Source organism: Sphingobacterium sp. UT-1RO-CII-1, assembly GCF_026711005.1.
Lineage (GTDB): Bacteria > Bacteroidota > Bacteroidia > Sphingobacteriales > Sphingobacteriaceae > Sphingobacterium.
Genome location: NZ_JAPPVJ010000003.1, coordinates 86,685 through 106,303 on the forward strand (window position 1 = coordinate 86,685; position 19,619 = coordinate 106,303).

Annotated in this window: 18 protein-coding genes; 10 read left to right on the forward strand and 8 right to left on the reverse strand. The window is 34.7% G+C overall.

Annotated features, from left to right (window positions below; translation table 11 throughout):
- Positions 1-85: 85 nt before the first annotated feature.
- The 8 genes from ORI89_RS07850 to ORI89_RS07885 all read left to right on the forward strand — a co-directional run bounded on the left by ORI89_RS07850 (position 86) and on the right by ORI89_RS07885 (position 8,099).
- A complete protein-coding gene (locus tag ORI89_RS07850; protein WP_268229910.1) occupies positions 86-652 on the forward strand; it encodes a YqgE/AlgH family protein in 567 nt (188 codons plus the stop codon).
- Positions 653-838: 186 nt separating this feature from the next.
- Entirely contained in the window at positions 839-1,501 is a 663-nt protein-coding gene (locus tag ORI89_RS07855; protein ID WP_268229911.1) for a CBS domain-containing protein, read from the forward strand.
- Positions 1,502-1,557: 56 nt separating this feature from the next.
- Complete coding sequence (locus tag ORI89_RS07860) at positions 1,558-2,451, forward strand: NAD kinase (protein WP_268229912.1); 894 nt, start codon at positions 1,558-1,560, stop codon at positions 2,449-2,451.
- Between the two features lie 73 nt (positions 2,452-2,524).
- Entirely contained in the window at positions 2,525-3,370 is an 846-nt protein-coding gene (gene porG, locus ORI89_RS07865; RefSeq protein WP_268229913.1) for a type IX secretion system protein PorG, read from the forward strand.
- Between the two features lie 23 nt (positions 3,371-3,393).
- Complete coding sequence (locus ORI89_RS07870; protein WP_268229914.1) at positions 3,394-4,131, forward strand: isoprenyl transferase; 738 nt, start codon at positions 3,394-3,396, stop codon at positions 4,129-4,131.
- A 121-nt stretch (positions 4,132-4,252) separates the two neighbouring features.
- Positions 4,253-6,829, forward strand: a complete 2,577-nt coding sequence (gene bamA, locus ORI89_RS07875) for an outer membrane protein assembly factor BamA (protein WP_268229915.1) — start codon at positions 4,253-4,255, stop codon at positions 6,827-6,829.
- 98 nt (positions 6,830-6,927) lie between these two features.
- Positions 6,928-7,461 carry an OmpH family outer membrane protein gene (locus tag ORI89_RS07880; RefSeq protein ID WP_268229916.1) on the forward strand — a complete coding sequence of 178 codons (534 nt, stop codon included), beginning with the start codon at positions 6,928-6,930 and terminating at the stop codon, positions 7,459-7,461.
- Positions 7,462-7,562: 101 nt separating this feature from the next.
- Positions 7,563-8,099, forward strand: a complete 537-nt coding sequence (locus ORI89_RS07885; RefSeq protein WP_268229917.1) for an OmpH family outer membrane protein — start codon at positions 7,563-7,565, stop codon at positions 8,097-8,099.
- A 101-nt stretch (positions 8,100-8,200) separates the two neighbouring features.
- Here ORI89_RS07885 and ORI89_RS07890 read toward each other — a convergent pair whose 3' ends face one another.
- Complete coding sequence (locus tag ORI89_RS07890) at positions 8,201-9,166, reverse strand: bile acid:sodium symporter family protein (RefSeq protein WP_268229918.1); 966 nt, start codon at positions 9,164-9,166, stop codon at positions 8,201-8,203.
- A gap of 227 nt (positions 9,167-9,393) precedes the next feature.
- Here ORI89_RS07890 and ORI89_RS07895 point away from each other — a divergent pair, with 227 nt between their 5' ends.
- Positions 9,394-10,599, forward strand: a complete 1,206-nt coding sequence (locus ORI89_RS07895) for a pyridoxal phosphate-dependent aminotransferase (protein ID WP_442800876.1) — start codon at positions 9,394-9,396, stop codon at positions 10,597-10,599.
- Positions 10,600-10,699: 100 nt separating this feature from the next.
- Here ORI89_RS07895 and ORI89_RS07900 read toward each other — a convergent pair whose 3' ends face one another.
- Positions 10,700-11,944 (reverse strand): ABC transporter permease, encoded by a 1,245-nt coding sequence (locus ORI89_RS07900; RefSeq protein ID WP_268229919.1) that lies wholly within the window; start codon positions 11,942-11,944, stop codon positions 10,700-10,702.
- Positions 11,945-12,861: 917 nt separating this feature from the next.
- Between ORI89_RS07900 and queA the strand changes: the two genes are divergently transcribed.
- Positions 12,862-13,911 carry a tRNA preQ1(34) S-adenosylmethionine ribosyltransferase-isomerase QueA gene (queA, locus tag ORI89_RS07905; RefSeq protein WP_268229920.1) on the forward strand — a complete coding sequence of 350 codons (1,050 nt, stop codon included), beginning with the start codon at positions 12,862-12,864 and terminating at the stop codon, positions 13,909-13,911.
- 179 nt (positions 13,912-14,090) lie between these two features.
- Here the strand turns inward: queA and ORI89_RS07910 are convergent, their stop codons facing one another.
- The 6 genes from ORI89_RS07910 to ORI89_RS07935 all read right to left on the reverse strand — a co-directional run bounded on the left by ORI89_RS07910 (position 14,091) and on the right by ORI89_RS07935 (position 19,460).
- Entirely contained in the window at positions 14,091-14,513 is a 423-nt protein-coding gene (locus ORI89_RS07910; protein ID WP_268229921.1) for an SH3 domain-containing protein, read from the reverse strand.
- A 134-nt stretch (positions 14,514-14,647) separates the two neighbouring features.
- Positions 14,648-15,139, reverse strand: a complete 492-nt coding sequence (locus tag ORI89_RS07915) for a hypothetical protein (protein ID WP_268229922.1) — start codon at positions 15,137-15,139, stop codon at positions 14,648-14,650.
- Positions 15,140-15,194: 55 nt separating this feature from the next.
- Entirely contained in the window at positions 15,195-15,701 is a 507-nt protein-coding gene (locus tag ORI89_RS07920) for a hypothetical protein (RefSeq protein WP_268229923.1), read from the reverse strand.
- A 78-nt stretch (positions 15,702-15,779) separates the two neighbouring features.
- Entirely contained in the window at positions 15,780-16,661 is an 882-nt protein-coding gene (locus ORI89_RS07925) for a bifunctional 5,10-methylenetetrahydrofolate dehydrogenase/5,10-methenyltetrahydrofolate cyclohydrolase (RefSeq protein WP_268229924.1), read from the reverse strand.
- A 162-nt stretch (positions 16,662-16,823) separates the two neighbouring features.
- Positions 16,824-18,614: a translation elongation factor 4 gene (gene lepA, locus ORI89_RS07930; RefSeq protein WP_268229925.1), complete on the reverse strand. Its 1,791-nt coding sequence runs from the start codon at positions 18,612-18,614 to the stop codon at positions 16,824-16,826.
- Positions 18,615-18,830: 216 nt separating this feature from the next.
- The gene (locus ORI89_RS07935; RefSeq protein WP_268229926.1) at positions 18,831-19,460 is read right to left on the reverse strand and encodes a YceI family protein; all 630 of its coding nucleotides are present in this window, start codon (positions 19,458-19,460) and stop codon (positions 18,831-18,833) included.
- Positions 19,461-19,619: the final 159 nt, after the last annotated feature.

Below are 19,619 nucleotides of genomic sequence, written 5' to 3' on the forward strand. Positions count from 1 at the left end.
TAATATTCACAGATAACAAAACTTGTTATATTGTCTTCAATATAGTATATTAAAAGTAACTTTATATTTTAACACGAACAACAGCATGTTTAATACTTTCAAACCTCGCAAAGGAAGTCTTCTTTTATCTGAGCCCTTCATGCTCGATCATAATTTTGAACGCTCAGTTATTCTTCTGTGTGAGCATGACAAAAACAATGAAACATTTGGCTTAGTCTTAAACAATAAATCCAACATCAATGTTTGTGACGTTTTACCAAACTTTGAACGTAAAGACTTCCCTATATATATAGGAGGACCGGTAAGTGTAGATAGTCTCTTTTTTTTACATAATAAAGGAGATCAAATTGAGGATAGTAAAGAACTAATAGAAAATATATACTTTGGCGGAAACTTAGACCAAACGCTATTTCTTATCAAAGAAAACATCTTACAGCCACAGGATATTAAATTTTTTATAGGCTATGCTGGCTGGGCAGCAGGACAGCTAGAAGTAGAGTTAGAGCAAAATAGTTGGGCAGTCCACAACAAATTTCCGACAGATATATTACTGCTTAATGACGGAGAAGATCTTTGGAAACAAGCACTGATAAGCCTAGGGCCTAAATATGCGCATGTAGCCAATTTCCCGAGAAGCCCACATCTCAACTAAGAAAAAAAACACTATAAACAAAAATTCCATAAATGCTATTAGAGAACAAAATCGTGTCATAATTAAAAGATTTTTTGCAATAAACTCTCTACTTACCAATGTTTATAATTATTTTAGCATAAACTTGTAAAAGTTAACAGCTGAACTCAATTCGCTAAAATTTTAAATGGATTAGGAGGTCCCACCATGTTTATCAACGAAATCTTAGTAAAAGGCCATTATGATTTAAAATCAAGTGACACAATTACTTACGCACTTGATAAAATGTCCGAATTACATACCGCACAACTTCCAGTTGTAGATGAGAAGGATTTTTTAGGAATTATTACAGAAAATCACTTATTATCAGCACACGAGCCTGAAAAAACAGTCGGCTCGCTCATGATTTCTTTACAATTTCTATATTTGAAAGCTGAACAACATATTTACGAAGCACTTCAATATATCAGCGCCTATCAATTAGAGATACTTCCTATAGTAGACAAAAACAATTATTACCTGGGAATAATTACCCTTAATGATCTTGTTAACCAACTGAATATAACCTTAGGGAATAATGTTTCGGGGGCAATCATTATACTTGAACTTGAACAAAAAGACATTTCTTTTGCTCAAATTGCCCACATAATAGAGTCCGAAGATATTAAAATACTTAACATGTCTGCGAATGACATCCCTGATAGCACAAAGACATTGCTTACTATTAAAGTAAACAAACAAAACATAGCCTCACTGATTGCCTCATTATGGAGATATAATTATATAGTCAAAGCTACATTTGACGATGTAAAACAAGATTCTGAAATACAAGAACGCTATGACATACTGATGAATTACCTCAACATATAAGGAATCGGCTAATTTTTTAGCATCTTTGTCTATGTTATTGTAAACAAAATTAACGCATGAAAAAAAGAACCATAGCGATATATGGACGTGAGTTTAACCCATCAGTAATCCCTTATGTACAACAGTTGTTTAGCTATTTGAAAGACAAAGAAGTTGCTATATATATACATGCTGATTTCTATAAGTTTCTCCAAACAAAAATTAAGTGTGCAGACGATTTATTACTGTATTACAATTATCGCGACCTTCCAGAAAACACTCTTTTTTTTTTAAGTTTAGGTGGTGATGGCACAATGCTTTCCGCAGTCTCACAAGTTAGGGATTCCAACATCCCTATAGCAGGGATTAACTTTGGACGCTTAGGCTTTTTAGCATCCATCCATAAAACAGAAATTGCCACTGCACTCGATGCCATATTCGACAATAATTACAAACTACAAACAAGAGAGCTACTTCAAGTAACAGGTCACGATCAACATATTTTTGGCGAAGAAAATTTCGCACTCAATGATATAACAATATTTAGACACGGCTCTTCCCCGATGATTACGATTAATGTAACCCTAGATGGAGAACTACTTAACTCATATTGGGCCGATGGCATTATTATAGCCACACCAACCGGATCCACGGCATATTCATTAAGCTGTGGAGGTCCCATCATTATGCCCGGAAGTGGAAATTTTGTGATCACCCCAATTGCACCCCACAACTTAAATGTACGTCCTATTATTATTTCCGCTGACAGTAGATTGGAGTTAGAAATTGAAAGTCGCGAAGAACAATATATAGTAAGCTGCGATTCAAAAACAGAAACCTTATCTACAAACACAAAACTTAAAATTGAAAGAGCACCTTTTAACATCAACCTGATACGATTAGAAACAGTCAGCTATTTCAGTACATTGAGGGAAAAATTACTATGGGGTTTAGATGTACGCAACTACTAACAACCGTTATTTAACAACAATTAATACTTTTATATTACCGTAAACAACTATCTTTACAACAAAAAATCTGAAATTGAAACATTTCATTTGCATTATTATTTGTACAGCTTTTTTTTTCAATAAAACTGTTCTTGCACAGCAATGGGAAGTAGGTGCCCATGCCGGCATAACTGGTTTTATGGGAGATATTAACCCAAGCAATCCTTTGTATTTCAAAAGTGGAACTGGTGGTATAAACACCACTTACAACCTAAACCCAACATGGGGCTTTCAACTTTCTTACAATTACATACACCTACACGCCTCTGATTTTGACGATAAAAACGCCTATAGAAACGCACGCGGTCAAAGCTTTAGCAACAAAGTAAATGAAGTATCCTTACGGGCAAATTTCAACTTTTTCAGGTTCATTGCAGGCCGAGAATTAAATAGGTATACGCCTTATATTTTTGCTGGCTTAGCAGGGATCACACATAACCCCTATGTCAAATTTAAAGATGGTGAAACAATAAAACTCGCAGACTTACAACTACAACAAAATAACAACATAAGTAAAACAGCTTTAGCTATCCCTTTCGGGATCGGCTTTAAGTATAATATAAAAGGTCCATGGTCACTTGGGGCAGAATTAGGTTATAGAACAGCATTCAACAATGATCTTGATAATATATCAAGTAATTACCCCAATAAAGATCAAGCAGAGGGAGTTAGAGGAAATCTAGAAACTAATACTCCCCCGAATCCTCCTCCAGGTTTAACCTCTCAAGAATGGTTCGCTATTGCTTTTCCCACTGGTGAAAACCCAGCTGATTATTATGGGAAACCAAGAGGTGACGGAGGCAAAAGGGACGGTTATATGACAGCTGGCATAACATTGACTTTTACATTTATCAGCCCACGCTGCTATTGGTGGAATTAAATCCATTTTTAAGTATTTGAAAAATGAATTTCAAGGAAAAATTAAATAAAGAAAACTTACCCAGTCACATCGCTATTATTATGGATGGCAATGGTCGATGGGCAAAAGGAATAGGTAAATTAAGAATATTCGGTCATAAAAATGGGGTATCTGCAGTCCGTGAAGCTATGGAAGGATGCGTAGAAATAGGTGTAAAACATCTTACGCTTTATGCCTTCTCATCAGAAAATTGGAATCGCCCTAAACTGGAAGTAAAAGCCCTCATGGAACTACTGGTTAATACACTAACCAAAGAGACTGCCACATTCATGAAAAATGGTATTCGCTTAAATACCATAGGGAAAATTACAGATCTCCCCACACATTGCCAGGCTAAACTGAAAGACACCATAGCGCTCACCGCTAATAATAGCAAATGCGTACTTACCCTAGCATTAAGCTATGGATCAAGAACGGAAATAGTAGACGCCACAAAATCAATAATACAACAAGTACAAGATGGAACATTAAAAATCGAAGATATAAGCGAGCAAACGATTAGTAATAATTTGTCTACGGCCGATTTACCCGACCCTGATCTCATGATAAGAACCAGCGGGGAGCAAAGAATAAGCAACTATTTACTCTACCAAATGGCATATACAGAGTTTTGCTTTCTAGACATTATGTGGCCCGAATTCAAACGAGAGCATCTTTTTGAAGCAATTTATAACTATCAACATCGAGAAAGAAGATTTGGCAAAACAAGCGAACAATTGTAATATTTATTTTACCTTTGCTCAATCAGTTAAAGACCTAGCAATTAGGTTCTGTCGCAAGAATTTTCTTTTAACAAAAATTAACAAGAGATTGGTGTACTTTAGCACCGAGAAAACAGAATAAATGAAGCATATAATAAAGCTATTAACACTAACTATACTTTTGGGAGCGCAGCAACTGTCTGCTCAGGTTAGAGGAAATAATCCTATTAATTTAAACGACCCAAACGAAATAAGCTACTTAGACCCCAAGAATTATATCATTGGTGACGTCCGCGTTTCAGGAACTCAGTACTTAGATAATGACGTGTTAATTACGATTTCAAAATTAGTCGTGGGTCAATATATTGAGGTGCCAAGTGAAGTCACTGCTAATGTTATTAAAACATTAATGGCACAAAATTTATTTGATGATGTCCAATTATATGCTACCCGCATAGAGGATGAAAAAATCTATCTCGAAATACGCGTTCAAGAACGCCCCCGTTTAACACGTATTGATATTAACGGTCTTAAAAAGGGAGAAACAGAGGAGATTCGTAAAAGATTAAACACAAGTACGGGAAAAATTGTCAACGATAATCTTATTAAAACGACAGAAGCAACGGTTCAAAAGTTTTTGCGCGAAAAATCTTTTCTTTACCCTGATATAAAAATAAAAACAGAAAAAGATAGCGCTCAGGCTAATAATGAAATTGTATTAGTTGATGTAAACAAAAACAAAAAAATCAAAGTTCACAAAGTACATTTTGATGGAAATGAAAAATTTTCAGAGAAAAAACTTACGAAATACATGAAAGGTATAAAACCTCAGAAATGGACCCGTATTTTTGGCCCTGGAAAATTTAAAGACGACAAATATAAAGAAGCTAAAGAAAACCTAATCGCTAAATTACAAGACCAAGGCTATCGTGATGCTGAAATACTCTCAGATAGTGTAGTAAAGTACAGCGATAAACGTGTCGATATATATGTCAATATTTACGAAGGCCCACGCTATTATCTTGGTAATATAGAGTGGTCAGGAAACTCTAAATATACAGACTCTGTTTTAAACATTATCCTAGGCATGGAAAAGGGAGATGTTTATAGTGAAGAAAAACTAAACACCAAACTATCTGGTCCAACAAGAGCAAGTGATGAACTAAGTGCTGTATATCAAAACGATGGTTATTTAACTTTCACTGTTCAGCCCATCATTAAAAGAATTTATAATGACACAATTGATGTTGAAATTGTATTAAATGAAGGTAAACAATTCACGATTAATAATGTGATTATTAAAGGAAATGATGTTACTAACGACCGTGTCTTATTAAGATCCATATACACGAAACCTGGTCAAAAGTTCTCCCGGGAGCTATTAATGCGAAGTGTGCGTGAAATATCCCAACTTGGGATGTTTGATGAACAAAAAATAAACCCAAGCCCAACAAACCTGAATTATGAAGAAGGAACAACAGATTTAGAGTACACCGTTGCAGAAAAACCTTCTGATCAGGTAGAGCTTTCAGGAGGTTATGGAGCTGGACAGGTTATCGGAACTTTAGGGCTAACATTCAACAACTTTTCGACAAGTAACTTCTTCAAAAAAGATGCATGGAAGCCCCTACCACGTGGTGATGGTCAAAAACTAAGTATACGGGGACAAACATCAGGAAAACGCTATCAATCTTATAGTTTCTCCTTTTCTGAACCATGGCTAGGTGGTAAAAAACCAATCTACTTTGGCTTAAGCGCTTATACATCAAGTTCATCATACGGTGGTTTCAACTACTATACAGGCCAACAAATGGTGAAAGATTCCGAGCTAAACCGTATTTGGATGACGGGGGTTACTGCAACTTTAGGTAAACGCTTACAATGGCCTGACAACTATTTTCAGGTGAATACATCGTTATCGTTCCAGCGTTATAAATTACAGAATTATGCTGGTTATTTCTCTTTTGACAACGGAACAGCTTATAATATTAATATAACACAGGAAATAAGTAGAAACTCAGTTGATGCTCCTATATACCCAACATCCGGTTCTCACCTGCGCTTTTCGGTTCAATTAACTCCACCATACTCATCTTGGAATAATATCAACTATGAGACAGATCCTGAACATGTAAAACAAAAATGGACTGAATATCACAAATGGAAATTTGATAGTCAATGGTATACTAAAATTGCGGGCAAGTTAGTCTTAAAAACACAAGCACAGTTTGGGTATTTAGGCAACTATACACAGCGCACACCTACTTCAACGTTTGAACGTTTTAAATTAGGTGGGGACGGTATGCAAGGTTTCGATTATTTACAAGGTTCAGAGATTATTGCTATGCGTGGTTATTATAGCGGTGCAATTATTCCAGAATCGACGCCAAATGGCTATGAAATGCGGGCAACAAGATCAGGTAGCCCTATCTATGCTAAATATCAAGTAGAATTACGTCACCCTGTTATGCTAAACGAACAAGCAACCCTATTCGTCATGGCTTTTGCTGAAGCTGGTAATACTTGGAATAAATTTGATGAAGTAAACCCATTCAAAATGCGTCGTTCGGCCGGTTTTGGAGCACGTATATTCCTGCCAATTTTTGGAATGCTAGGAATAGACTACGGTCACGCATTTGACCCAATCCCTGGATTACGTTCTAGCGACTGGAAACAGAGCTTCACATTCAGTATTATGCAAAATATGGGTGGTTTTTAAACTTAATGGAATAATAATTGTCATAATAAAAAGAATAAAATAATTAAACCGTTCCGTCTTACTTAATATAAGATAGAACCTAATAAGTAGTAGAGATCATGAAAAAAATAGTATTTATCTTCGCTTTTGTAGCCTTTTCCGTTACCGCAGCTTTTTCACAACGCTTCGCTTATGTAGACTCTGATTACATCTTAAAACATATTCCTGAATATGTTTCTGCTCAAAAGCACTTGGATGATTTAGCAACAAACTGGCAAGAAGAAGTGGATAAACAATACGGTGAAATTGAAAAACTGTATAAAGCTTATCAAAATGATCAAGTTTTATTAAATGATGATATGAGACGTCGTCGTGAAGATGAGATTGTTAATAAAGAAAAACAAGTCAAAGAATTTCAAAGACAGAAATTTGGATATGAAGGCGACCTATACAAAGAACGTATCCGTTTAGTAAAACCAGTGCAGGATCGTGTTGCTAAAGCAATTCAAGATATTGCTAATAATCAAGGATTAGATCTTATATTGGATAAAACAAGTGAAGTAACATTTCTATTCGCTAACCCGAAATTAGATAAAAGTAATGATATCATTACAAAACTTGGTTTTAAACCCGATCCGGAATTGGGTAAATAATTCTAATTATACTAAATTTGCAAATTAATTATTAACATTATATTATTACAAAACAGTGTACACTAGCAGAAGATGTGTGCAAAAAGTTTAAAATTAGAAGGATGAGAAATTTATTTAGAAATGTAGCTGTAGCGGCAGTTGTTTTTTTAAGCGCTCAATATGCTAGTGCTCAGCAAAAAATCGGACATGTTAATGCCGATGATGTTTTCCAGCTGACAGCAGAGTTCAAAGCAGCAAATGAGCAATTGAAAACATTAAATGATACGAAGACAAAAGAACTTCAGGATATGTTTCAAATGTTTCAACAAAAACAGAATGAAGCAAATGAGAAATTGAGAAATCGTAGTGAGGCAAACAGAGAGGCAGTAGATGCAGAATTACAAACTTTAGGTCAAGAACTTCAAGATATGGAGCAGCGCATGCAAGAAAATCAGCGTATAGCTCAAGAAGAAGTTGGCAAAAAACAACAAGAACTATTAAGCCCTATTCAAACAAAAGTAATGACAGCAATTAATGCCGTTGCTAAAGAAAAAGGATTTGCTTATGTATTAGATACATCAAACGGAAACGTTTTATACTTTGATGGTGGTGAAGATATTACAGCAGACGTTAAAACAAAGCTGAATATTAAAGAATAATATCTTTTTTACATAAAATAAAAGAGCCGTAATATATAATATACTACGGCTCTTTTATTTTATGTAAAATTCTTCTTCATTATACTATTAATGAAGGCCTCTTAATCTACTCTTTTATGATAGCGTTGAGCAATAATCGTAACAATAAGTATTTGAAAGGCATGAAATATCATTAGTGGAAGAAAAAGTAGACCAGCATTAGGCGAATTAACAAAAAGAAATTTACCAAAAACAGAACCATGGGTTAACGACTTTTTAGAGCCACAAAACAAAACAGTAATCTGATCTTCTATATCAAATCTAAAAACATATTTAACCAAAAGAAATAAGAGACCATAGATCACAAAAAATAAAACAATCGAACCTATCAGCACTAAAATTAAATAATTAGCATCTACCGTATTAAATACTCCACTCACAAAAGACTCGGCAAAGCTTCCGTAGACAATCAATAAAATAACAACTTTATCAAATAAGCTGATATTTTTCGAGTTACGCAGAGCCCAACTACCATAGAATTTCTGTAAAATCATCCCTAAAAACACAGGAATAATGATCTCACGGATTAAACCCCAATACACATCTTTAAAAACATTTAATTCACCAAACTCCAAAAAGAACTGCATCCACAAAGGTGTAATAACAATACCTATTAGCCCCGATATACTAGCATTGAAAATAGCAGACGGAATATTCCCCCGGGCTATAGAAACCATGACAACGGAAGATGAGACCGTAGATGGTAATGCTGCCAAAAACAAAAAGGAAAGCCAAAAGCTATGCTGTATATCACTCTGAACGAGTGGGTAAAAAGGAAGAACTAGCAAAGGGAATAAGACAAAGGTTGCAAACTGTATTAATACATGCACCTTCCAGTTTTTTAAGCTTTGTTTAATTTGGCCAAAACTTAATTTTAGACCATAGAAGAAAAAAATAAGCGAGACCCCAATTGTAGTAATCCAAGAAAAATAAATTCCTTCTCCGGCGGTATACAATTCAGGGAAAAAATACCCTATAGCGATCGACACACATAAGGCAATAATAAAACCATCCAATTTAATTTTCATAGAGAATTAATTTTCAAACAAAGGACAAACCTACACATTTGTTATTCCCCCACAAACTCACCACCCCTCTTAAATTTTAAACTATCATGAATATTACAGTTCGTTCCAGTAAACAATTCTTGAAAAAACGTAAATTCGATATATTTTCAATTTTTCGACATTTTTTTTCATTTATTATTAATTTATAAGAGTAATAAATGAAGAGTATATAATATATTTGTACTATCATGAGTAAGACATCGTATTTATCAAACAGGATTAATAATTTATCCGAGTCGGCAACGTTAAAAATGACTCAACTTGGTCGCGAATTAGCCGCAAAAGGCGTAAATGTAATCAGCTTAAGTGTTGGCGAGCCAGACTTCAATACACCTGACAATGTAAAAGAAGCAGCAAAAATAGCGTTAGATGAAAATTTTACGCGATATTCTCCTGTATCTGGCTATCCAGAGTTACGTAAAGCTATAGTAGATAAGTTAAAAAGAGAGAATGGTCTTGATTACGAACCTTCACAAATAGTTGTATCGACAGGTGCTAAACAATCCCTTTCCAATATTATATTAACATTAATTAATCCTGGAGACGAGGTCATCATACCAACACCTTATTGGGTATCGTACTCAGAGATGGTTACATTAGCAGAAGGAAAGTCAGTGTTTATCAATACAGACTTGAGTACAAATTTTAAAATAACCCCAGAACAATTAGAAGCTGCGATCACACCGCGAACAAAACTGTTCATGTTTTCTTCCCCCTGTAACCCGACTGGCTCTGTATATAGCAAAGAGGAATTAGAAGGGCTTGCAAAAGTATTCGAAAAATATCCGGACATTTTCATCCTCTCCGATGAAATATATGAACATATTAACTTTGTTGATCAACATGAATCAATAGCACAATTTGCCAGCATTAAAGATCAAGTCATTATTATTAATGGCTTTTCAAAAGCTTATGCTATGACAGGTTGGCGACTAGGTTATATTGCCGCAAACAAAGAAATTGCAGCGGCTAATGACAAGCTACAGGGACAAACTACATCAGGTACATGCTCGATTTCTCAACGCGCAGGTATAGTAGCCTATCAAGATGGTTTGGAAAGTGTCACGAAGATGAAAGAAGCATTTTTACGTCGTCGTCAGCTTGTTTATGACCTCTTGAACGATATTCCAGGTATCAAAACGAACTTACCTGAAGGTGCTTTCTACTTCTTCCCCGAAATCAGCTCTTTCTTTGGGAAAAAAGACCAAAATGGTAATACAATTACAAACTCTTCTGATTTAGCATTGTATCTTTTAAATGTGGGTCATATAGCAACTGTAGGTGGAGATTCATTTGGTAATGACAATTATATACGACTTTCATACGCTGCCTCAGATGAGAACTTAAAAGAAGCATTAAGACGCATGAAAGAAGCACTAGCTAAACTTTCTTAAGAAGTATAATTTCAACCTCATATAAAAATGGCTTTTCGATTAAATCGAAAAGCCATTTTTATAATTTTCACATTACAATAAATCAAAAAAAACTCTACAATTAGCTTCTTATAGCCTCAACTGGATCCATTTTAGCGGCATTTAATGCAGGAACAATACCTGCAATTAAACCGATAGCCGTAGATAGGATAGTCGTTATAACGACCATTTTTACACTTACTATAATAGTCATGTCTGCCAGCATTTGAACAAGTTGTGCCAAACCAAAGACTACACCTAGCCCAACAGCACCACCTATAAGACACAGCAATACACTTTCAATCAAAAACTGGCTTAAAATAAAAAATTGTTTTGCTCCGAGGGCCTTTTGTATCCCGATTAACGCAGTACGCTCTTTTACACTAACAAACATAATATTAGCTATACCGAAACCACCTACCAAAATGGAAAAAATACCTATACAAAACCCTGCCAAATTAACAACTACAAATAATTGATCCAACTGCGCCGTTATTAAGGTCGTTTTATTAATAGAAAAATCAGCCTCTCTTTGTGGAGACAGCCTTCTAACCGAACGCATAATACCAGTCAATTCACTCTCAGCCTCTTCCAAAGAATAACCAGACTTAACATCAACAAGGATGCTTGGTCCATAATTTTCATAATTAACAATATTACGCGCTAAAGTAAAGGGAATAAAAGCCATATCATCGTTAGAAGTATTTATGAGCATACCAGCCCCCTCCTTCTTCAACACACCTACCACCAATACTTTTCGTCCTAACAAAGAAATATACTTCCCCACAGGACTCTCCTTAGGGAACAATCCTTCGGCCACCGTAGCGCCTAATATTGTCACTGGCCCTGCCGAACGCGATTCCTGCTCAGAAAAATAACGACCATCGACAATTTCCAAATTTAAAACTTGGGCAATATTATGGGTATTTGCAGAAACAGTAACATTTGAAGCTGAATTGTTCCCATATTTAGCAGTAGAATTAGAAATATCAATTTGAAAGGCGACCTCCGAAGCAGTGGTCATGCGTTTATTGACAGCTTCATAGTCTTCATATTTTGGTTCAGGTCTGTTAACATATTTCCACCAAGGAAAGTCTGGTCCACCGTCCCAAGGCCATTTTTGAATAAACAATGTCCGACTACCAATTTTACGTACAGATTCTTCTAAGTTGTTTCTCAAGGTATCAACAGCCGAAAAAACACTAATAATGGTCATAATACCAATACTAACACCTAAAAGCGACAAAAAAGTACGTGTACGATTATCTCTTAGTGCAGATAACGCAAACAAACAACTTTCCTTAATCAGTGAAAAAAGTAAAAACATAAATTACTGTTAAAAATAGGCAAAAACCAAATAGCATACAATAATAATAGTTCATTATTTCTAAGCCCTATAAAAAACAAATACAACACTATTGACCAAGCTGTTGAGCATAAATATATTCTTTCTACCATATACTTAAATAAGGTAAATGAATGTCTACGTGTCTTCTTACTGAAGATGAATTATTTCAGACGAATAGTATGTTATATTTTAAAATTATAACATACTACTTAATCAAAATAAGACTCTATTATATAAAAAGTAGTCTATTAATATATAATAGTAAAAGATAATTAACAGTTATAAAACACTATTGATTAAAGAGTAAGGCATTTTTTCAGATAAGTGTTTTATTCTTTTTAAAAAGCATTTACTCAATAAACTACATAATGTACTATTCCAAAAAAATCCATTTCTATTTATTCTATATCATTCTCTTTTATAAAGCAATACATTACTTTATTTAAGAAAGTATAGGACTTAGCTTTCCATACAATGACAAAATCTTGTGTCTATATTATGTTCATCAATTTATCATAAACTTTATTACGGTTATGTAATATGTCCAAGTCAGCATATCAAGTATGTTGAGCAGCTTCTATATTCGGATAGTATCCGAAAGAAGTTACGTGACAAAATTTGTATTTTCAGGGTAAAAAGACATTTTTGTTTCACAATCAAAACAATAACTTAGGTTAGCGAGCAGTTTTCACTTTTGCGAACCAATTAAAACACCTATACTATAAAAAGATTAAAAGCCTATATGCTTGAGAATTATTCTATTTGTGAACGTCAGATAGTGTTCTAAAAAAACCATTTTGATATTTATTATTCGTATCTTTGTAATCCTTTTTACTGCCCTTATAGAGCAAATTTTTAATTAGGGGAAATAGAACGAAAACATAGCGAAGAATAAAATGAAATTATCACAGTTTAAATTCAATTTACCAGAATCATTGTTGGCATCTGAACCATCTGAACAAAGAGATGAGTCCCGCCTTATGGTTTTACATCGTGATTCAGGAAAAATAGAACATAAAATCTTCAAAGATGTCTTAGATTATTTTGATGATCAAGACGTCATGATATTAAACAACACTAAAGTATTTCCTGCACGCATGTATGGAAATAAGGAAAAAACAGGTGCTACAATTGAAGTGTTTCTACTAAGAGAATTAAACAAAGAATTACGTTTATGGGATGTACTTGTTGACCCTGCCCGTAAAATTCGTGTTGGTAATAAACTTTACTTTGGTGATGACGATTTGCTAGTTGCAGAAGTAGTAGATAACACAACTTCACGTGGTCGTACAATTCGTTTCTTATTTGATGGTACAGATGAAGAGTTTCGTCGTAATATCGAAATCCTTGGTGAAACTCCTCTTCCTAAATACATTAAACGTAAAGCTACTCCAGAAGATAAATTCCGTTACCAAACAATTTATGCTAAAAATGAAGGAGCTGTCGCTGCACCAACTGCAGGTCTACACTTTTCTCGTGAATTAATGAAGCGGTTAGAACTTAAAGGCATTGACTTTGCAGAAGTTACATTACATGTAGGGTTAGGTACATTCCGAACAGTAGAAGTAGAAGACTTGACTAAACATAAAATGGACTCAGAACAATTTATTATTGGTCAAGATGCTGCAAATAGAGTAAACAAAGCCATTGATGATAAGAAACGTGTTTGTGCTGTAGGTACAACATCTATGCGCGCAATAGAGTCTGCTGTTTCAGCAGACAAGCATTTAAAAGCTGCTAATGACTGGACAAGTAAATTTATTTACCCTCCTTATGAATTTAGTATTGCAAACTCGATGATAACTAACTTCCACACACCGGAATCAACACTTCTTGTGATGATCGCAGCTTTTGCAGGCTACGAAAATGTAATGAATGCATATGAGGTTGCAGTAAAAGAAAAATATAGATTTTATTCGTATGGAGATGCCATGTTAATTATATAACTGCTGAACAAATAGTAAATAAAAAAGCAGGCCATAAAGTCTGCTTTTTTATTTACTATTTGTTTATAAAATATCGATCGATTTACTAGTTCTGACAATTATCTATTAATATTAACACTGTAAAAGAACACACAAAATAAGTCCAAAAAAAATAGAATAGCCATGAGCTATTAAAATTATTATGATACTAAATCAATTTTCGAAACATAGCAATATCCTTCCTCTCCTTCTTCAGTACGCAATAACCACCAGTCAGCATTTGCTTTACACAGTACATTAACAACCTGGTCTACTCCTATTGTAGTTACTATTGGCAAATTGACTCCAGGCCCTTTATAAAGTCTCAAATTTTTCTCTTCTGTATTAAGCATTGCCTTTCTTCCTAATTCATTTGGATTGACCCGTACATTTAATAACAAATCATCTGCTAAAAAATTAGGTTCAAGCTGACTGTACAAATCCCATAATTTGGTTTTATCTTCTCCAGATTTTGCTATACCTTCTATTAAAAGTTTTCCATCCACTTCTTCAACAATTAACTTATCAATTGATAAAGCAACAGCTGTCTCTTGTAATATCTTATATTTTGTATAAAGTGTCATCTTGTGATATTTCTCCCTGTTCAGAATTCGTATAAATATTCTCTATTTAAAAATACGCAGTATGCATATGATCCGAATATTAATAACAAATAATCCTAACATTTGTTTCAGACCGGCTACTTTACCCTTATATGTCAAATTATCTCTAGAACAACCTGGTCTTTTCCATTAAAGTTAATAAGTGCATTTACTGAGGCCCCAAGCAATAACCGACCAATTGGTGAAAATGAAGAGATTACCATGACAGATTTATCTTCGATAAGTGTACGTCCTAAACTAACCGCAATAAAATAAGAAGCCATATCAGTTCTTACTAAAGACCCTAACTGTACAGTATCACTAATAGAATTAACATCTAAACGCTGTAATATACTTAAATCACGTTTAGCTTTATCCAATTGTTCATGATAGCGATTAAGGTCTTGCTGTATCATTTCTCGAGATGTTTCGAACTTATCACCAGCACTACTTTTCGTATCACTTTCAATAGATTCCTGCGCTTGGTTTATACCTTTAAAAACCTCCTCAATCTTCTGTTCGACATCTGCTATACATTGGTTTAATAGTACCAATTTAAAATTTTCACTCATAAATATATAACGAGGGACATTAAAAATCTTCTCCATATAAAAAGCGTCAAACACATGTTTGACGCTTTTTATATGGAGAAGAAATATTCTTCTATTTTTTCAAAGACTCTTTTAGATCTTTCGCTTTATTACCAATATCATCGGCAAGGTCTTTTGCCTTATCTCCGGTTTTATCAATCGCTTTATCTATAGCTTCCCCTGTAGATTTTGCTGCATTCTCAGTTGATTCTTTAGCCTTCTCTGCTCCATCTTCGATTTTATCGCCAATATTTTTCGCTTCTCCTTTTACCTTGTCCCAAGCGTTATTAGCTTCATCTAAAGCTTTACGTGCATCTTCTTCAGCTTTTTTATCCCCATCCTTTATAGCTTTATCTAAATCAGCCTGTGCTTTTTCAATTTTTGCCTTAGCCTCACTTAATTTCTTATCAGCCTCGGCCTTAAAATCATTAGCATTTTCTTCAATTGAACCTATAGCATCATCCAAGTGCTCTCCCGCAGTTTTCTCAGTCTGTCCATCATTTTTTTCAGAAGCACCATTATTACACGCTGCGAACAAAAAAACACCCGCAGTAACAGCTATTAATACTTTTTTTCTCATGTTTTCTAAGTTTTGTTAACTATTAAATGAACTTTAACACGTATATTAACAATTACTATACCAAAAAACAACAATACATTAACTGTAAATAGTTCCTTTAGCAGCCTCTAAGGTATTTTTTAACAAACCTACAATAGTCATTAATCCTACACCTCCTGGGACAGGTGTAATCCAAGATGCTTTCGCAGCTACATTCTCGAAGTCAACATCGCCATACAGTTTAAATCCAGATTTTGTTTCTGTTGATGTCTCTCTATTAATCCCGACATCAATAACTATTGCGCCTTCCTTCACCATATCTTCCGTCACAAAATTCTTTTTACCGATAGCTGCAACTATAATATCTGCTTCCAATACTTCCGCCGGTAAATTTTCTGTACGACTATGTGTTAATGTTACCGTACAGTTACCCGGATTACTATTTCGTGCAAGAAGAATACTCATCGGAGAGCCTACGATATTGCTACGACCAATAACCACAGCTTTCTTTCCCGCTGTATCAATCTTATAATGTTCCAGCATCAACATTATACCATACGGAGTAGCAGGTATAAAACAGGGCAAATTACGCTGCATACGCCCTAAATTGATGGGGTGAAAACCATCCACATCCTTTTTGTAATCTATAGCTTCCGTAACTTTATCGGGATCTATGTGTTTAGGTAAAGGTAATTGAACAATTAAACCATCAACCGTAGCATCTTCATTGATTTCCTTAATCTTAGCAATCAGCTCAATCTCAGATACACTCTCATCATAACGGATATTTGTAGATTCAAACCCTACTAATTCACAATTACGCATTTTACTTGCTACATACGTTTCACTACCACCATCATTACCAACCAATATAGCTACCAAATGAGGTTTACGTCCTGATTTTGCAGCGAACTCAGCTGCTTCAAGTTTAATGTCTTCTTTTATTTTCGCGGAAACTAACTTTCCATCCAATAGATTCATAAATAAATTGTTTTTCAATTGTAATATGTATATCCAGATTGCTTTCTTTTACTGTATGTCCCCACGGCCTTAAAATCTGTATATGCTTATTTTTTAGTCAAAGCACCTATATAGTCAGTCACCACTCCTAGATTCCCAATCGGATCTTGGTTCACACATCTATTAATCTAACTTTAATACTGCCATAAATGCAGATTGAGGAATCTCAACGTTACCTACTGAACGCATACGTTTCTTTCCTTTTTTCTGTTTTTCTAGAAGCTTTCTCTTACGGGATATATCACCTCCATAACACTTTGCCGTAACATCTTTCCGCAAAGCTGATATTGTTTCTCTAGCTATAATTTTAGCTCCAATAGATGCTTGTATACGTATTTCAAATTGCTGTCTTGGTAAAAGCTCTTTCAATTTTTCACATATTTTTTTACCAAACTCATAAGCATTACTACGGTGAATTAATGAAGACAAAGCATCAACCATTTCATCATTTAGTCTAATATCCAATTTAACTAAATCTGATTGTCTATAACCTATTTGTTGATAATCAAATGAAGCATATCCTTTAGAAATTGTTTTTAACTTATCATAGAAATCAAAAACAATTTCTCCCATTGGCATTTCAAAGATTAACTCTACTCGATCAGATGTTAGATAAGACTGATTAATAATAGTTCCCCTCTTTTGAATACACAAAGACATAACCGGTCCTACAAAATCCGACTTCGTTATGATATTAGCTTTTATATATGGTTCTTCAATAAACTCCAGCTTGCTCGGATCCGGCAAATCGGATGGGTTATGTACAATAACTTCTTCAGTATTTTTACTCAAATAAGCTTTATAAGAAACGTTAGGAACTGTTGTAATTACGGTCATATTAAATTCCCGTTCTAAACGTTCCTGAATGATTTCCATATGGAGCATTCCTAAAAATCCACAACGAAAACCAAAGCCTAAAGCAGCGGAAGATTCTGGTTCAAAGACCAAAGATGCATCATTTAGTTGCAAGCGATGCATAGATTCACGTAACTCTTCATAATCTTCTGTGTCCACTGGATAAATACCTGCAAACACCATAGGCTTCACCTCTTCAAACCCTTTGATAGCTTCTGTACAAGCACGCTCTCTATGCGTAATTGTATCTCCAACTTTTACTTCTCTAGCCTCTTTAATACCCGAAATAATATACCCTACATCCCCTGTCTTAATCACATCCTTTGGGGCTTGATTAAGCTTTAGTGTACCAATCTCATCCGCAAAGTATTCTTTTCCCGTATGTACAAATTTAACTCGATCACCCTTTCTTATCTCTCCGTTTTCAACTTTAAAATAAGCCATAATACCACGGAATGAATTAAAAACAGAATCAAAAATAAGAGCTTGTAATGGTGCATCCGGGTCTCCGACAGGAGCTGGTACTCGATCGATAATCGCACTTAAAATATCCAATACTCCCATTCCTGTTTTTCCAGATGCAGGAATAATATCTTCTCGTTTACCGCCAATTAACTCAATAATCTGATCCTTAACCTCCTCAGGCATAGCGCCAGGAAGATCCATCTTATTTAGAATAGGAATAATTTCAAGATCATGCTCTAATGCTAGGTACAAATTAGAGATTGTCTGAGCTTGAATCCCCTGCGATGCATCAACAATCAAAAGCGCTCCCTCACAGGCAGCAATAGATCGAGAAACCTCATAAGAAAAGTCAACGTGCCCTGGAGTATCGATTAGGTTCAGAATATAATTCTGTCCATCTCTCACATACTCCATTTGAATGGCGTGTGACTTAATAGTAATACCACGTTCTCTCTCCAAATCCATACTATCCAACAACTGAGCTTGCGCTTCACGCTGAGTTATAGTGTTCGTATATTCCAGCAATCTATCCGCCAACGTGCTTTTACCGTGGTCAATATGCGCTATAATACAAAAATTACGTATATGCTTCATACAGGTTTTTATCCAATAAATACAAAGGGCAAATATAATTTTTTTAGAGCAGATAACAGCAGGGAAATTGTCATTGCTACGAAATTACAACAGAAATTGACAGGTTACAGTCAAATGTCTTTAAAAAAGGGCACGAAACAACAAATACATACAACAAAAAAATCCCTTCGTTTTTTACAAACAAAGGGATTTCATATAAAACTATTTAAAAAAAAACTATTTTTTCGCCACTAGGGAAATATTAAAGTTAATTTCTTTAGAGATTAAATCGTCTTCTTTTCCAGCATAATTAACACCCCAATCACCACGAACAATATTAAAATTAGCTGTAATATTTGCTTTGCTATCTGTCAATTCAACAGCTTTAGCATCAAAAGAAATATTTTTTGTTATTCCCTTAATAGTTAAGTTTCCAGACACTTTAGCGTCTCCTTCTTCTGCACCTTTTTCTACGCCTGTAATTTCAAACTTCGCTTCTGGATTATTTGCAACATCAAAAAAGTCCTCACTTTTCAAATGTCCATCTAACTTTTCTTTCCACTCTCCCTCCAAGTCGGTAGAACTAATTGAGTTCATATCCAAGACAAAAGTACCTCCTGTAACCTTTCCTCCATCTACAACAAGAGCTCCCTCTTTAATTGTAATCGTTCCTTCATGAGCTCCAGTTACTTTAGTTCCTTTCCATTGTACCGTTGACTCAGCAGCATCAACAACAAAAGTCTCTCCTACTGCTTCTACAACATGCTCAACTATTTCATTTGTTTCAGCCTTTTTTCCTTCCGGATTACCTGCACAAGACGCTAACAAAAAAGCAGCTGTCACCGCTATTAAGAATTGTTTTTTCATATGTTTTTATTTTGTTTGTTTATTATTATGTTCGGTATTAAAGCCAATACGACTACACTTTTGCTAAAAGTCTATCCCTTAAGCATAAATACATGTTACAACACATTTCAAACAAAAATAATGCAATAAACCAGTTAAAAAGATTAACAATTAAAATTT

Bases quoted from the DNA above. Each gene is read 5' to 3' on its own strand.
- ORI89_RS07895 (WP_442800876.1), top strand. From the start codon at position 9,394: ATGAGTAAGACATCGTATTTATCAAACAGGATTAATAATTTATCCGAG.
- ORI89_RS07925 (WP_268229924.1), bottom strand. From the start codon at position 16,661: ATGAATCTATTGGATGGAAAGTTAGTTTCCGCGAAAATAAAAGAAGAC.
- bamA (WP_268229915.1), top strand. From the start codon at position 4,253: ATGAAGCATATAATAAAGCTATTAACACTAACTATACTTTTGGGAGCG.
- ORI89_RS07850 (WP_268229910.1), top strand. From the start codon at position 86: ATGTTTAATACTTTCAAACCTCGCAAAGGAAGTCTTCTTTTATCTGAG.
- ORI89_RS07910 (WP_268229921.1), bottom strand. From the start codon at position 14,513: ATGACACTTTATACAAAATATAAGATATTACAAGAGACAGCTGTTGCT.
- ORI89_RS07855 (WP_268229911.1), top strand. From the start codon at position 839: ATGTTTATCAACGAAATCTTAGTAAAAGGCCATTATGATTTAAAATCA.
- lepA (WP_268229925.1), bottom strand. From the start codon at position 18,614: ATGAAGCATATACGTAATTTTTGTATTATAGCGCATATTGACCACGGT.
- ORI89_RS07915 (WP_268229922.1), bottom strand. From the start codon at position 15,139: ATGGAGAAGATTTTTAATGTCCCTCGTTATATATTTATGAGTGAAAAT.
- ORI89_RS07860 (WP_268229912.1), top strand. From the start codon at position 1,558: ATGAAAAAAAGAACCATAGCGATATATGGACGTGAGTTTAACCCATCA.
- ORI89_RS07890 (WP_268229918.1), bottom strand. From the start codon at position 9,166: ATGAAAATTAAATTGGATGGTTTTATTATTGCCTTATGTGTGTCGATC.
- ORI89_RS07920 (WP_268229923.1), bottom strand. From the start codon at position 15,701: ATGAGAAAAAAAGTATTAATAGCTGTTACTGCGGGTGTTTTTTTGTTC.
- ORI89_RS07900 (WP_268229919.1), bottom strand. From the start codon at position 11,944: ATGTTTTTACTTTTTTCACTGATTAAGGAAAGTTGTTTGTTTGCGTTA.
- ORI89_RS07885 (WP_268229917.1), top strand. From the start codon at position 7,563: ATGAGAAATTTATTTAGAAATGTAGCTGTAGCGGCAGTTGTTTTTTTA.
- ORI89_RS07935 (WP_268229926.1), bottom strand. From the start codon at position 19,460: ATGAAAAAACAATTCTTAATAGCGGTGACAGCTGCTTTTTTGTTAGCG.
- ORI89_RS07880 (WP_268229916.1), top strand. From the start codon at position 6,928: ATGAAAAAAATAGTATTTATCTTCGCTTTTGTAGCCTTTTCCGTTACC.
- queA (WP_268229920.1), top strand. From the start codon at position 12,862: ATGAAATTATCACAGTTTAAATTCAATTTACCAGAATCATTGTTGGCA.
- ORI89_RS07870 (WP_268229914.1), top strand. From the start codon at position 3,394: ATGAATTTCAAGGAAAAATTAAATAAAGAAAACTTACCCAGTCACATC.